A 13,740-nucleotide genomic window follows, 5' to 3' on the forward strand; every position below is an offset into this window, starting at 1 on the left:
TTGCGGGCGGCGGCTTATTCGATGATGACGGCGCCGGCGGCGAGGTCGGCTTTCACCTTGTCCATGGCGGCGCTGGTCTCGGGGGTGGCCGCACACAGGACGATGTCGGTCGCGCCCGTGCCCGAGGCCAGCCCGAACCGGACCTGCTCGGCGCTGAAGGTGTTGTCCAGCACCGCGTGTACCGCGTGTTCGAGTTGGGCGCCGGTGTCGCTTTTGACATATCCCGCGTATCCGGCCTCGGAACCGCATGGTTTGACCAGTGGACCGCCGACCACGCTCGCCTGGCCTTCCTTGGCGGCTTGCGCCAGACCCTGACGGCCGAGATTGAGTTGCTGGCCGAACGCACCGGCTCCGGCGCCGACGTCGGCTTGGGCGGCCTGCTTGGCCTTGGCGACGTCGTTGAAGTCGCCGACGTACTGCGGGGGCAGCACCGTCACCTCGGGCCGGACGTGCTTGGCGCCCTGCTCGAAAGCCTTGGCGGTCTTGACGATCGCGGGCAGTTCCATGCCGCCGACGAAGGCCACCTTGCCGGTGGCCGACACCAGCGCGGCATAGGCCCCGGCCAGGAAACCGCCGTCGGCCTGGACCGGATCGTAATAGGCGAGATTGGCCAGCGGCGCGGCGTCGGCGGGGCCGCCGATCTCCACGAACTTCACCTTCGGAAAGGCGGGGGCGACCTGGCGCAGCACCGAGTCGGTTTGGCCGCCGAAGGCGACGACGAGATCGGAGCCGGTCGCCAGGCGGGTGAGCACCTGCTGATAGTCCGCGGCGGGCACCTGTTCGACTTTGGTCAACGCCACCTTGTCGGCGAGGCCGCGTTCCAGGCGCTGATAGCCCTCGTAGCCCGATTGCATGAACCCGTCGTCGGACAGCGAGCCGGGGAACAGCACGCCGACAGCGAGTTTGCCGTCGGCGGCGCCCGGGGATCCGCCGCAGGCGGTGAGAGTGCCGGCTGCCAGGGCGAGCAGGGTGGCGACGGCGAGCTTCTTCATGGATGTTCCTTCACAGTTAGTGGTATGCCATTAAGGTAGAAGTGCTGGATTACCAGCGGATTTCACGCGTGTATCACGGGGCGACCACCTGTCCGGCGTGCACCACGAGCGTGCGCGGCGCGCGGGTCACCACCGCTTCGGCGGCACTGCGGGCCGCCGGCACCACCAGATCGGCGCGGGCTCCGTCACCCAGGCCGTAGTCGGGCACCCCCAGAGCCGCCGCGCCACCGAATGTCGCCGCGCGCAAGGCGAGTTCGATCTCGTCGTCGCTATAGCAATCCAGCCGCTCGGCCAACCGATGGGCCCGGTGCAGCATGTCGCCGTCACCATAGGGCGACCACAGGTCACGCACACCGTCGTTGCCGGCCGCGAGCGTGGCTCCGGCACGGGCCATCGCCCGCATCGGCGGCAGCGGATCGTTGTGCGCCGCGCAGGTCACCACGCTGATCCCGGCCTCGGCGAGTCCCGCGATCAGCTCGTTTCGCCGGCGCTCCCCGACTTCGCCGAGCGCCTAGCCGTGCCCGATGGTCACCCGGTGCCCCATGCCGGTGGCCAGGGTGCGTTCGATGATCAATTCCAGTTCCCACGCGCCCAGCTCGCCCCGATCGTGCAGGTGCAGATCCAGGGGAACGTCGTGGGTCAGGGCCAGGCCGAACACGGTGTCCAGGTGCCGGACCGGATCCCGGTCCACGCCCGCCGGATCGATGCCGCCGACGACCTGCGCGGCCCCGCTGCGCAGGGCCCGGTCCATCAACTCGACGGTCCCCGGATTGGTCAGCATGCCGAACTGCGGAAAAGTGACCTGCTGCACCGTGATGCGATCGGCCAGGGACTCCGCCGCCGCCCGTACGGCATGGATGCCGTCGAGTCCGATCTCCGGGCTGATATCGGTGTGGGTGCGCACGTGCGCTGTCCCCGCCGCGGCCATCCGCTCGAGCAGCGCGGTGATCCGCGGGACCGACGGGACACCGAACTCGGCGCGCCGGGCCCGGGTGTAGGCGATCTTGTCCTGGATTCGCGGCCCGGCGGTGTTGGGCACCCACGGGCCCGCCCAGAGGGTCTTGTCCAGATGACAGTGCGCGTCGACGAAGCCCGGCAGCACGAGCCGCCCGCCGAGGTCCACCGTCGCCGGATCATCGGCCGCCGTGGATGGGACGCGCGAACTATCGCCACGACATACTGGGGTGCGCAGGTCGTCCAGACCGCCGGCGGCGATGTGGCCGTCGACGATATGCAGGTCGGTCAGCGCCCGCGCACCCCACAGCCGGGCATTACGTAACAGCAGCTCAGCCATCAGCGGGCCAAATCGATCTCGGTGCCCATGCCGCGCGCACGGGCGGCATCGATGAGCAACCGGGCGACCGCCAGATCCTGGAGACCGACGCCGAGGGAGTTGTAGAGGGTGATCTGGGCGGGGCCACTGCGACCGGGTTTCGTGCCGATGAGGACCTCTCCGATCTCGTCCGCGAAATGCCCGGCCTCGATCGCGCCCTCGGCCAGCGGAATCAGCACATCCCCGGATTCGTGGCCCGCGGTCAACCGGCTGTCCACGACGACCCTGGCCCGGCGGATGCCCTCGGTGTCGATCTCGCGATGATCCGGTCGCGGCGGCGCGCCGACCGCGTTGACGTGCAGACCGTCGCGGAACCACGCGCCTTGCACCACAGGGGTTTTCGACGGGGTCAACGTGCACAGCACATCGGCTTCGCGCACGACCTGCTCGGCGGACTCGGCGGTGTGGGCGCCGGTCACCTCGGCGAACGCGCGCGCGGTGGCCGCGCTGCGGCTCCATACGAGCACTCGATCGAACCGGTGGACCGCACGCAGCGCTTCCAGGTGCGTGTGCGCCAACGCCCCCGCCCCGATCAACCCCAGCACCCGGCTGTCGGGGCGGGCCAGCGCGGCGGTGGCGACCGCGGAGGCTGCGGCGGTGCGCAACCGGGTGACCGCGGCGCCGTCGATGAGCGCCTCGCACGCCCCGTCGGCGGTGGCCAGGGTCAGGATCGCCGAACGCTGGGCGGGTAAACCGAGGTCCCGGTTGGCCGGGATATCGGCGAGCAACTTCACCGCCGCCAGCCCGGCGGCCCGGGAGCTCGCGGCCATCGCCAGAAACGTCGCATCCGAACCGGGTAACCGCATCGCCGGCGGCGCGGGCAGCACCGCCTGCCCACGCGCCAGTTCGGTGTGCGCGGCGCGCACCGCGGTGATCACCTCGGGCAGGCTGATCATCGCCAGCACCTCGGATCGGGTCAGGATCAGCGTCATCAGGCCTTGGCCTCTCGCAGGAAGGGACGGGTGAGCGCCGCCGGCGCGCGGGAGGCTCCCACCAGTCCGCTCACCGCCAGCACGGCGAGCAGATACGGCGACATCACCAGCACCGCGGTCGGCAAATGCCAGCCGAACGAGGGCGCCGCGAACTGCAGCGCCTGCGCGATACCGAAGAGCAGACACGCCAGTATGGTCGGCCAGGCTTTCCAGCGGCCGGCGATCACCGCGACCACGGCGAGGTAACCCGCTCCGGCGGTGAGGTTGTCGGTGAAGGCGTGCACGTCGGCCAGCGCCAGGTGCGCACCGGCCAGACCGGCGGTCAGCCCGGCCAGCAGCACCACCGCGTAGCGGATCAGCCTGACCGGCAGACCGGAGCGATCCGCGGTCACCGGATCGGCCCCGATCGCGGTGACCGCGAGCCCCAGACCGGTGCGGTGACCGAACAGCAGCGCCAGCCCGATCGCGACCGCGATACCGAGGTAGCCGAGCAGTGTCTGCCCGAACAAGGCCGGGCCGATTACCGGAATGTCGTGCAGCACAGGGATTTCCAGCCGGTCGAAACCGGGCACCGTGCGGACGCCGGTGAAATACAGCCGCGAACCATAGGTGGTTGCGCCGAGCGCGAGCGCGTTGGCGGCGATACCGGTCACGATCTGATCGGCGCGCAAGGTCACACTGAGCACCGCCTGCAACACCGCGACCAGCAGTCCCGCGATCAGCGCGCAGAGCACCCCGACGCCGGCGCTGCCGCTGGTGTGCGCGCCGATCGCACCCGCGAACGCCCCGGTCAGCATCATCGCCTCCACGCTGAGGTTGAGCACCCCGGCCCGTTCGCTCACCAATTCCCCCGCCGAAGCCAGCACCAGCGGAACAGCGAGGCGCACACCACCATCGAGCAGTTCACCGATCGCACTCATCGCGCACCGCCCTTACGCAGGATGACCGCACCGGCGACGAGAATGATCAGCACGCTCTGCACGACCTGCACACTCGACGCCGGAACCCCCGCCGCCAGCTGCACATTGATCCCACCCGAAGCGAGCAGCCCGAACACCAGCGAGATCCCCGCGACCGCGCTCAGCGATCCCCGCGCGAGCAGACCCACGACCAGCCCGGCGAATCCGTAACCGGAGGTGAAGTGCTCGGCCAGCACGAACGGCACCGTCGCGACCAGACCCGCGCCCGCGACCCCGGCCAGCCCGCCCGCCACCGACAGCGCGCCGAAACGCAGCCACGACACCGGCAAGCCCAGGCGCGCGGCCGCCGGTGCGGACAATCCGACCGCGCTCAGCCGAGTGCCGGTCGCGGTGCGGCGCAACACAATCGACACGACGACCGCGGCCACTCCCGCCAGCGCGACCGCGATGGTCGCGGGCGAATCGGTCATCCCCAGCAGCGGCAGCCGAGCGCCTTCGGCCAAGGGCTCGGACTGCGGCAACGTATCGGCCGAGGTCACCGGCTGGCGCAACAATCCCTGCTCGTGCACCACCAGCGTCACCGCACCCAACCCGACGAAGTTGAGCAGCAGCGTGGTGATCACCTCACTGGTGCCCCGCCACACCGCCAGCCACGCCGCGATCCCGGCCCACGCCGCCCCCGCCGCGAACCCCGCGACCAGCACCAGCGGCACCCCCACCAACGCCGGAATACCTTGCGGCACAGTAACACCCACGGCGGTGGCCGCGATCCCGCCCAACGCCAGCTGCCCCTCCGCGCCCACGTTCACCAGTCCGGCCCGATAGGCGATCGTGAACCCGGTGCCGATCAACGCCAGCACCGCGGCCGCGTTCAACGCGCTCCCGAATCCGTACGGTGAGCCGAACATGCCCGCCCACAACGCGTTCGCGGCCGTGGCCGGGTCGGCACCGCCCACCACCACCAGCGCCAGGCCGACCAGCAGGGCGACCAGAACCGCGCCGCCGTAGACGGCGATATCGCGGCGGGTCGCACTCGATCGCAGCAACATGTGCAGCCGGGGAGTCGATGCGGCGGGGCCGGGAGTCGGCGCGGCGGGGCGCGCGGTGAGCGGGTTCATGAGGCGGTTCCGAGCATGAGATGAGCAATCTGTTCCGAGGCCGAGGGGTCGGCCGGGTCGACGGGACCGTGCAGACGGCCCCGGTAGGCGACCAGGACGCGGTCGCACACGGTGAGCAGTTCGGGCACTTCGTGGGAGACGATCAGCACCGCCACACCGGATTCGGCGGCCGCGCGCAGCCGGGCCAGGACGCTGTCCACCGCGCCGAGGTCCAGGCCGCGAGTGGGGTGGGCGGCGACCAGGAAACGCAGGGAGTTCAGGGCGAGTTCGCGGGCCACCACGACCTTTTGCTGGTTGCCGCCCGAGAGGGTGCCGACCGGGGCGCCCGGACCGGAGGCGATGATGTCGTGGCCTGCGATCACCTGCGCGGCCGCCGCATGCAGCGCCTTGCGATCCAAGAGTCCGCGGCGACGGAAGTCCGACAGCCGCCCCAGAAAGAGGTTGTCGGCGATGCTCATCGCCGGTATGCAGCCCTCGTGATGGCGATCTTCGGGGATCACACCGAGCCCCGCTGCGGTGCGGGCCGCCGGAGTGGCATGGGTCAAATCGGTGCCGTCCAGTTCGAAGGTGCCCGCGTCGGGCCGTCGAGCACCGCTGAGCACCGCGACGAGTTCGCTCTGACCGTTGCCTTCCACACCCGCGATGCCGGTGATCGTGCCGGGCCGCAGAACCAGATCGAGACCGTCCAGCGCGGCACCTCCTTGCGGGCGGATCAAGCGCAATCCGGTGACATGAACCACGTTGTCGGCCAGGTCGACTCGGGGTGCCGGAGCGATGCCGGGGCCGTCCGTCGGTGTCACCGCAGGGCTGCCGTGGTCGACTCCGGCAGGCCGTTCCCCGCTCGGCGGGGCTACGGCGCTGTCGTGATCCGGCCCGCCCGAGTGCCCGTCGCTCGACACCACCGCAGGGCTGCTGTGGTCGATTTCGGGAGGATGCGCCCCGTCCGCAGGCGGACTCGTCGCGCCGACGCCCAGGATCAGGGCCGGGTTCAAGCTCGCGGCGGGTCGCCCGATCATCAGCTCTACCAACGCGTCCCGCGTGAATTCGGCCAACGGCCCCGCACCGGAGACACGTCCGCCACGCAGGACCGTCGCGCGGTCGCCCACCTTCTCGATCTCACCGAGCTTGTGTGTCACCAGGACCACGGCGCGACCGGATTCGGCGATGCGGCGGCATGTGGTGAGCAGCGCGGCGATTTCGGCGGGGCCCAGGACCGCGGTCGGTTCGTCGAGCAGCACCAGACGTGGATCTCGCAGCAGGCATTTCACGATCTCGACCTGCTGGCGGTCACCGACCGAGAGCCGCCCCGCCCGGGCGTTCAGGTCGACCCGCAGGCCGAACCGTGCACCCAGCGCCTCGACCCGGGCGGCCAGCGCGCGCCGCGGCACCCGCATCCAGGAGCCTTCGCCCAGGGCCAGGTTCTCGGCCACGGTCAAGTCCGGGACCAGACTGAAATGCTGGTGCACCATGGCGATTCCGTGGCGCAGCGCGTCGGCGGGTCGTTGCGGTCGGTAGGGCTGACCGAACAGTCGCATCCGGCCCGCGTCGAGGGTGGCCCCGCCGAAGACCACGTTGCACAGGGTCGATTTGCCGGCCCCGTTTTCCCCGAGGACGCAGTGCACCTCGCCGGCCCGCACCGTGACGTCCACGTCGGCCAGCGCGCGCACCGCGCCGTAGGTCTTGCCGACGCCCGTCAACTCCAGTATCGCGGTCACGGTCACCTCCAGTTATTGGTATACCGTTAACTTTGCGGGTGTGTGTGGCGTGCGGATTCCCGCCGTGTTTCGGCTGTGAAAACCCGTGCGAGCGAGCACTACTGTGGGGTCTCGTGACTGCCCCCTCGCTGCGCGACCACGCGTATCAGGTGCTCAAGCGCCGCATCGTCGAAGTCGAACTGCGACCCGGCGCCCGGTTGGTCGAGCGCGATCTCGCCGCCGAACTCGCGGTATCGCGGATTCCGTTGCGTGAGGCGCTGCGGATGCTGGCCGCCGAGGGGTTGGTGCTGCTGGTGCCGCACAAGGGCGCGCTGGTGGCGAGCTTCTCCCCCGCCGACGTGCGCGACTTGTTCGACATCCGAGAGGTTTTGGAGTCGCTGGCCGCCCGGCTGGCCGCCGAGCGCGCCACCCCGGCGACCCTGACCCCGCTGGCCAAGCGCCTCGCCGACGCCCGCGCCGCCACCGCCGCGGGCGAGGTCCCGCGCATCGCGGCCGCCAACGCCGCCTTCCACGCCGAGATCATCGAATTGGCCGCGAACCCGTTGCTGAGCAACCTGATGGGTCCCCTCGCCGCGCGTACCGAATGGCTGTTCCGGCTCACCGCGACCCGCGATCCCGCCGAGCAGTGCTCCGAACACCAGGAGCTCTACGACCTCATCGCCGCCGGACGCGCCGACGCCGCCGCCGCGTGCGCGTTCACCCACATCGCGGCCGGGCGCGAGCTGAGCATGACACTGGCCGAACAGTGGTCGGATCCGGGCTTCGACCCCGAACTCATCGCCAAGGGCCGCAGGCGGCGGTCGAAGAAGTGATCATGTCCCGCGCCCCGGCGGGAACTCGCGGAACCGATTGGGCCGTAACGGCTTCGGCATGCCGGATAATCCTCGGCACCGGCCGGTGGCACGCAGGGGGTGCCGCCGGCCGGTTCTTGTTGCCCGAATCACCCGGACGTGAGCAAACTCGCGGATACAATCAGACAAATCGGACACCTGGGTTCGGAGCATCCGGCCCGGTCCCGCTAACCTGGTGAGGTGAACGTTGAGGTGACCCCCCTGCCCGGCATCGGTGTACGCAAGGAGTTCTCGCTGGGGCGAGGCCGCCGCAGGATAGGGATCATCGATCACAAAGACGGATCGATAGACCTCATACTCTCCAAATCCGACAATCCCGATGTCACCGAACAGATCCCGCTGTCCGCGCACGAGGCCGCGGTGCTGGCGAACCTGCTCGGCGCGCCCCAACTGGTGGCGCAGTTGCGTGAGGAACACCGCGAGTTCGACGGAGTAACAACCCGGCAACTGCAGATCCGCAAGGGCTCGCCCTTCGACGGGCGCGCGCTGCGCGACACCGAGATGCGCACCCGCACCAAGACATCCATCGTCGCGGTGATGCGCGCGGGCAACCCGATCCCCTCGCCGGGCCCGGAATTCCTGTTCACCGCCGGCGATCTGCTGATCGTGGTCGGCACGACCCAGGGTCTGGACGCCGCGGCGACCATCCTGACCGACGGCTGATCGATGGTCGCACATCACACCGCCCTCGCTCTGATCCAGCTGGGCGCGGTGATTTTCGGCCTGGGACTGCTCGGCCGAGTCGCCGCCCGCATCGGCATGTCGCCGATTCCGCTCTATCTGATCGGCGGCCTGATCTTCGGCACCGGCGGCCTGATCGAACTCCAGCACGTCGACGAATTCATCCATCTGGCCAGCGAAATCGGCGTGGTGCTGCTTCTGTTGCTGCTCGGTCTGGAATACAGCGCCAGCGAACTGGTCACCGGACTGCGCCGCTCGTGGGCGGCCGGTGTGGTCGACGTGGTGCTCAACGCCACCCCCGGCGTCATCGTCGCGCTGGTGCTGGGCTGGGGGCTGACCGGTGCGATCGCCATGGCCGGGGTCACCTATATCTCGTCCTCCGGGATCATCGCGAAAGTTCTCAACGATCTGGGCCGCCTCGGTAACCGGGAAACCCCGACCGTGCTGTCGATCCTGGTCTTCGAAGATCTGGTGATGGCCGGATATCTGCCGGTGCTGACCGCGGTACTGGCCGGAGCCGGATTCCTGGCGGGCATGAAAACCCTCGGTATCGCCCTGCTCGCGGTGACCGTGGTCCTGGTGATCGCGTTGCGCTACGGCCGCTACGTGTCGATGATCGTCGACAGCGAGGACCGGGAAATCTTCCTGCTCAAGCTGCTCGGCTCGGCGCTGCTGGTGGCCGGGGTGGCCTCGGCGGTGCAGGTCTCCGCGGCGGTCGGGGCGTTCCTGCTCGGTATCGCGATCTCGGATTCGACCGCGCACGCGGCCACGAAAATCCTGGAACCACTACGCGATCTGTTCGCGGCGCTGTTCTTCGTGCTGTTCGGATTGAGCACCGACCCGGCCAGTATTCCGCCGGTACTGGGGTGGGCGCTGCTGCTGGCGGTGGTCACCATCGTGACCAAGATCGGCACCGGATGGTGGGCCGCCAAACGGGCCGGCGCCTCACGCTACGGGCGGGCGCGCGCGGGCACGGCCCTGGTCGCGCACGGGGAGTTCTCGATCGTCATCGCCGGTCTGGCCGTCGCGGCGGGGGCGGTACCCGCCGAATTCGCGGCGATGGCGACGACCTACGTGCTGCTGATGGCGATCGCCGGGCCGGTCGCGGCCCGCGTCGTGGAGCCGTTGCTGGTGTGGTGGGATCGCCGCCGCGTGCCCGCCGAGTAGCCCTCAGCGCTGTTTTCGCCACGCCGGAACCGACAGGTATGTCGCCGCCCGCAGGGCCCACTCCACCGGGCCGTACGGGTGGCGGCGTAACCACCAGCCGCTCACTGCGAGTTGCGCGGCGAAGGTGAGCAGCGCCAGCCCGACGACCGCCGCAGGCGGCACCTTGTCGGCGAGAGCGAATCCGTAACCGGTGTAGAGCACCATCACCACCACCGACTGCGCGATGTAGTTCGAGGCCGCCATCCGCCCCGCCGGCGCGAGCCAGGCCGCGAACCGCGCGGTGCGCGCCGCCCTGGCCGCCACCAGCACCGCCGCGATATAGGCGAAGGTCATCAACGGCGCCACCAGCATTTGCAGACCACCCCACCAGTTCGGCGGGTCGAACCAGTGCATCGTCGCGGCGAAGGTGACCGCCGAGATCGGCAACCCGAGCCCGAATCCGGCGACCAGCACGCGCGGAGTCCAGCGCCGCACCGTCTGCGGGTCGTCGAACAGTCCGCGTTTTCCGGCCGCCAGCCCGAGCAGGAACATCGCCAGGCTCGGCACGCCCTGACTGAGCCAGATCACCAGCAGGAACCACGGGAACAACGCCGTCTGCACCTCGAGGGTGGCGGCGGGACTGCCCACGTAGTCGGCGTGCCAGCCCGGCAAGTCGAAAAACAACGCCAGCGCCTCGTACATGCTGCCGTCGCCGCTGCCCGGCAGGAACATCAGCATCGTCCACACCGTGTACAGCACGACCCCGGTGATCACCGCGGTGCGCGGGCGCAGCTTGCGCAGCGTGATCAGGATCAGGCACAACAACGCGTACAGCGTGAGAATGTCGCCGATCCACAGCAAGTACACGTGCACCAGCCCGATCGCCATCAGCGCCGCGCACCGGCGCAGCAGCCGCGCCTTCTCCGACACTCCCGCCCGCTGCGCCGCCGCGATCTGCAAGGTGAACGAATACCCGAACAGGAACGCGAACAGCAGATAGAACCGGCCCTCGAACAACGCCTCGGTCACCGCGTGCACGAAATGATCGGCGGGCCCCTCGTACTGGAATCGCAGATGTTCGCGGGTGCCGTTCATGCTGAACAACGTGGTCGCCACGACCACGTTGGTGATGAGAATGCCGAACAGCGCGAATCCGCGCAGGATATCGATCTCGGCGATCCGCCGCCCGGAACTGGTTGCGGGGGCGGGGGATTCGACGGTGCCGGACATACTCAGACGGTAGTGGCCGCCACGCGGGCCCCGCGTCCTCCCGGGGAGTGACATCCCGCCCGCTTCGTCCCGGGGGTGATCATCCCCGGGACGCGACCTGCGGGGTATTGACGGCGCTCAGCCCAGGTCGGCGACCTCGAGGTAGATCTGACGCTCCACCGCCAGCTCGGCCAGGAACCCGGGCTGCTCCGCGCTCGACCCGAACGCCGCCACCGCGATCTCCCCGGCCCGCAACCGCTGACCGGTGAACTGCCGCTGCCCCAAGATGATCGGCTGCGCGGTCTCGAATCCGAGCTCGTGCGCGTCATCGGTGGTGGCCGGGTCACCGAGCAGATCGGTCACCGAACCCGGAACCAGGCGCGCCGCCACGATCTGATCGAAACTGGGCCGCCGGCAGATCCGGTGCGCCACATACAGTCGATCCGGGCGTCCGAAACACAGATGGGTGAGCCGCTCGTGCCCGCGCCGCGCGATCGGGGCGAACTCGTCGAAGTGCACCACCTGCCTGATGTCGGCCACCACCTCGCCTACGAGCACCTGCCCGCCGCGGTGCACGTGCCCCCGGAACAGGCTGCCGCGCAATTCTTTTCGTGGCTGGGCGCGGCGTGGATCGAGCTCGGTCAGGGCGAACTCGTCGGGCACGAAGGTGTGCGGTCCGGCGAATCCGGTCCGCTGGTCGGCTTCGAGCGCGCGGGTGCCGCGCTCGTCCAGTTCGACGGCGAGCATGACCTGGAAATTGTGCGGCGCGGTGAATTTCGGCAGATTCGACAGATAGCAGTCGGCTCCGGTACCGAACACCAGCATGGCGTGGGTGCCGATCGTGCTCGCCGGGCCGCACGTCCGCTCGGGTGCCTGGGTGTGAATCCCGTTCATGCGGAGGCTCCTTCCTGTCCAGCCCCTACCCACGCACCGTGTCATGAAACCGGGTCGAAACCACGAGTGCCCGGCTACTCGAATCGGACATCGGGGGGTACTCGGCAGAACCCTTAAGGATCCATCGATACTGCTCAGCGGGCAACCCCCGGCGGGAGGGTGTTGCCGGTAGGTCTAGTTGTAGGAGGCGGCCACCGCGTCCAGCAGACGCTCGAGGGTGTCATAGGTCGGGGTGTCGACGACATCGATCAGCTCGGTCCGCACCGGCACACGATGCTCGGCGGCGACCTTCGAGAACTGAGTCGCGTCGCCGGTGCGGAAACCGTGCTCGGCGGCCAGGCGCTGCAATTCGGGGTCACTGGACAGCAGGCGTCCGACGCGATCACCGTTGCCGCCCAACGGCACCAGCGTGTGCCGGGACAGCACCGTCGGGGAGGGATAGGTCAACACCATCTCGGGATTGGTCTTGCCCTGGACGGCGGCCTCGACGAACTGAGCCTCATAGATCAGCACCAGCGGCGAGGGACCCATGCCCGCCGACAGGTACTCCTGGAACGGGCCCTGGGTGGAGTTCTCGGTATAACCCTGCCCGGCGAACAGTCGCTGCAACGTCGGCAGCACCGCCTGTTCGGCGGGTTCGCCCTGCACGACCGCGCGATCGTTGGCCACGAAACTCGCGATCGCGGCATACATCGCCGCGGAGTTCGAGGTACGCGGGTCGGTGGTGGAGACCAGGATGTTCTTGCGCACCGGGTAGACGGTGTTGCCGGGCAGATGCGCCCACTCGGTGTTGCTGCGCACCAACTCCAGATAGCGCGCCACATCGAAGGTCGGGACGGGACCGGGCTGTAGTACGCGCACGGCGGTCAGCAGGTCCGCGATCGGCCGGAAGGTGGCGATCGCCATCGGCGAGGAGAACGGCGTGTACTTGGTGTTGATGTTGCGGGCGCGCTGAATTCGTTCCGCCGCCGGGCTGCTCGACGGGAACGCGAAATCGTAGGCGCCGAGATCCACCGAGGTCGCGATCTGACGTGAACCGGCGGGCTCGGCGTTCACCCGCAACCCGTGCCGGGCCAGCGCCTCGACCACCCGGGAGTCTTCGAAGAAGGCCATCTTCTCCGAACCGACCACCCCGCGCACCACCGTCAGCGCCGGTAGAACCGGCCCGGCCGACGGCGCGGGTTCGGACTGACGCCCCGTCAGCGCCACCACCACGACGGCGACCACGACGACCGCCCCCGCCACACCCACCGTGCGCCGGTCGAGCGCGAATCCCGCGCGCGCGACCCGCCGGCGGTCGGCCCGCGACAACGCCGCGTTCGACTGCTCCACCGCGGCGGCCGCTTCTTCGATGACACTGCCCTGCGCCGGAGGCGCCAACTCGCGGTGCACGATCCGCTCCACCAGGATCGGCACGAACTCGCGCACCGGATGCCCCTCGAACCGCGTCCGCACCGCACCCACCACCGCGTGGATCTCCTCCACCGAATGGGATTCGGCATAGGTCTCCAGCAGCCTGTCGGTCAACCGGCGCATGGCCTGTTCTTCACGGACAGTCTCGACAGCCACCGTTTCTCCTCGCGCGCACAACCCGCCACATGATCGAACCGCGCCGAACCCTACCGTCAATCCAGCGTCTCGCCAGCCACCGCGAAGCCGGGCCAGGCTCGTAATCCCCTGCGCCAGAACCCCTCTCGAATCGCAGTCGGTGCCGCTGCCGCGCAGGTCAGCGCCACCGAACCGGCCCGGCGTCCGCCCGACGCGGCCCCACGGGTGCGCACCGATGCGCCCGCAGAATTCAATACCCCCTCCCGCACCCTCCACCTGCCGTTGTCCCGGCGTTCACCGCTCGCGCCGGGCGGGGGTGATCGGCCGCGCATGTGCGCGCTGTTGCAGCGGAGATAAGCCGTGCCCGCCTTGCCCGGCGAATCAGTGCACCTGTCTGCTCG

Annotated in this window: 13 protein-coding genes; 3 read left to right on the plus strand and 10 right to left on the minus strand. The window is 69.5% G+C overall.

Annotated features, from left to right (window positions below; translation table 11 throughout):
- Positions 1 to 14 precede the first annotated feature (14 nt).
- The 7 genes from BJ987_RS24720 to BJ987_RS24750 form a co-directional block, all read right to left on the minus strand.
- Positions 15 to 992, minus strand: a complete 978-nt coding sequence (locus BJ987_RS24720; RefSeq protein WP_209894660.1) for a BMP family ABC transporter substrate-binding protein — start codon at positions 990 to 992, stop codon at positions 15 to 17.
- A 73-nt stretch (positions 993 to 1,065) separates the two neighbouring features.
- The gene (locus BJ987_RS24725) at positions 1,066 to 1,431 is read right to left on the minus strand and encodes an amidohydrolase family protein (RefSeq protein WP_209894663.1); all 366 of its coding nucleotides are present in this window, start codon (positions 1,429 to 1,431) and stop codon (positions 1,066 to 1,068) included.
- 72 nt (positions 1,432 to 1,503) lie between these two features.
- Positions 1,504 to 2,286 (minus strand): amidohydrolase family protein, encoded by a 783-nt coding sequence (locus BJ987_RS24730; protein ID WP_209894666.1) that lies wholly within the window; start codon positions 2,284 to 2,286, stop codon positions 1,504 to 1,506.
- Complete coding sequence (locus BJ987_RS24735) at positions 2,286 to 3,257, minus strand: ornithine cyclodeaminase family protein (RefSeq protein ID WP_209894669.1); 972 nt, start codon at positions 3,255 to 3,257, stop codon at positions 2,286 to 2,288. Before BJ987_RS24735 ends, BJ987_RS24730 begins: the two co-directional genes overlap by 1 nt.
- Entirely contained in the window at positions 3,257 to 4,177 is a 921-nt protein-coding gene (locus BJ987_RS24740) for an ABC transporter permease (protein WP_209894672.1), read from the minus strand. The genes BJ987_RS24735 and BJ987_RS24740 overlap by 1 nt, the downstream gene beginning before the upstream one ends.
- Positions 4,174 to 5,295, minus strand: a complete 1,122-nt coding sequence (locus tag BJ987_RS24745) for an ABC transporter permease (RefSeq protein WP_372446888.1) — start codon at positions 5,293 to 5,295, stop codon at positions 4,174 to 4,176. Before BJ987_RS24745 ends, BJ987_RS24740 begins: the two co-directional genes overlap by 4 nt.
- The gene (locus tag BJ987_RS24750; RefSeq protein WP_209894676.1) at positions 5,292 to 7,010 is read right to left on the minus strand and encodes an ABC transporter ATP-binding protein; all 1,719 of its coding nucleotides are present in this window, start codon (positions 7,008 to 7,010) and stop codon (positions 5,292 to 5,294) included. Before BJ987_RS24750 ends, BJ987_RS24745 begins: the two co-directional genes overlap by 4 nt.
- Positions 7,011 to 7,123: 113 nt before the next feature.
- On the opposite strand from BJ987_RS24750, the gene BJ987_RS24755 reads away from it, so the two are divergent.
- The 3 genes from BJ987_RS24755 (at position 7,124) to BJ987_RS24765 (ending at position 9,709) form a co-directional block, all read left to right on the plus strand.
- Positions 7,124 to 7,822 (plus strand): GntR family transcriptional regulator, encoded by a 699-nt coding sequence (locus tag BJ987_RS24755; protein WP_307869747.1) that lies wholly within the window; start codon positions 7,124 to 7,126, stop codon positions 7,820 to 7,822.
- Between the two features lie 219 nt (positions 7,823 to 8,041).
- Complete coding sequence (locus BJ987_RS24760) at positions 8,042 to 8,524, plus strand: cation:proton antiporter regulatory subunit (protein WP_209894679.1); 483 nt, start codon at positions 8,042 to 8,044, stop codon at positions 8,522 to 8,524.
- A gap of 3 nt (positions 8,525 to 8,527) precedes the next feature.
- Positions 8,528 to 9,709, plus strand: coding sequence for a cation:proton antiporter (locus tag BJ987_RS24765; protein ID WP_209894682.1), 1,182 nt, complete (start codon positions 8,528 to 8,530; stop codon positions 9,707 to 9,709).
- 3 nt (positions 9,710 to 9,712) lie between these two features.
- On the opposite strand, the gene BJ987_RS24770 is transcribed toward BJ987_RS24765, so the two are convergent.
- The 3 genes from BJ987_RS24770 to BJ987_RS24780 form a co-directional block, all read right to left on the minus strand.
- On the minus strand, positions 9,713 to 10,918 hold the full coding sequence (locus tag BJ987_RS24770; protein WP_209894685.1) for a DUF418 domain-containing protein: 1,206 nt from the start codon (positions 10,916 to 10,918) through the stop codon (positions 9,713 to 9,715).
- Between the two features lie 117 nt (positions 10,919 to 11,035).
- A complete protein-coding gene (locus BJ987_RS24775) occupies positions 11,036 to 11,791 on the minus strand; it encodes a hypothetical protein (protein ID WP_209894688.1) in 756 nt (251 codons plus the stop codon).
- Positions 11,792 to 11,965: 174 nt separating this feature from the next.
- A complete protein-coding gene (locus tag BJ987_RS24780; RefSeq protein WP_307869748.1) occupies positions 11,966 to 13,360 on the minus strand; it encodes a three-helix bundle dimerization domain-containing protein in 1,395 nt (464 codons plus the stop codon).
- Positions 13,361 to 13,740 lie beyond the last annotated feature (380 nt).

The sequence above is a fragment of the Nocardia goodfellowii genome, from assembly GCF_017875645.1.
GTDB lineage: Bacteria > Actinomycetota > Actinomycetes > Mycobacteriales > Mycobacteriaceae > Nocardia > Nocardia goodfellowii.

Bases quoted from the DNA above. Each gene is read 5' to 3' on its own strand.
- BJ987_RS24720 (WP_209894660.1), bottom strand. From the start codon at position 992: ATGAAGAAGCTCGCCGTCGCCACCCTGCTCGCCCTGGCAGCCGGCACT.
- BJ987_RS24730 (WP_209894666.1), bottom strand. From the start codon at position 2,286: ATGGCTGAGCTGCTGTTACGTAATGCCCGGCTGTGGGGTGCGCGGGCG.
- BJ987_RS24735 (WP_209894669.1), bottom strand. From the start codon at position 3,257: ATGACGCTGATCCTGACCCGATCCGAGGTGCTGGCGATGATCAGCCTG.
- BJ987_RS24740 (WP_209894672.1), bottom strand. From the start codon at position 4,177: ATGAGTGCGATCGGTGAACTGCTCGATGGTGGTGTGCGCCTCGCTGTT.
- BJ987_RS24745 (WP_372446888.1), bottom strand. From the start codon at position 5,295: ATGAACCCGCTCACCGCGCGCCCCGCCGCGCCGACTCCCGGCCCCGCC.
- BJ987_RS24765 (WP_209894682.1), top strand. From the start codon at position 8,528: ATGGTCGCACATCACACCGCCCTCGCTCTGATCCAGCTGGGCGCGGTG.
- BJ987_RS24770 (WP_209894685.1), bottom strand. From the start codon at position 10,918: ATGTCCGGCACCGTCGAATCCCCCGCCCCCGCAACCAGTTCCGGGCGG.
- BJ987_RS24775 (WP_209894688.1), bottom strand. From the start codon at position 11,791: ATGAACGGGATTCACACCCAGGCACCCGAGCGGACGTGCGGCCCGGCG.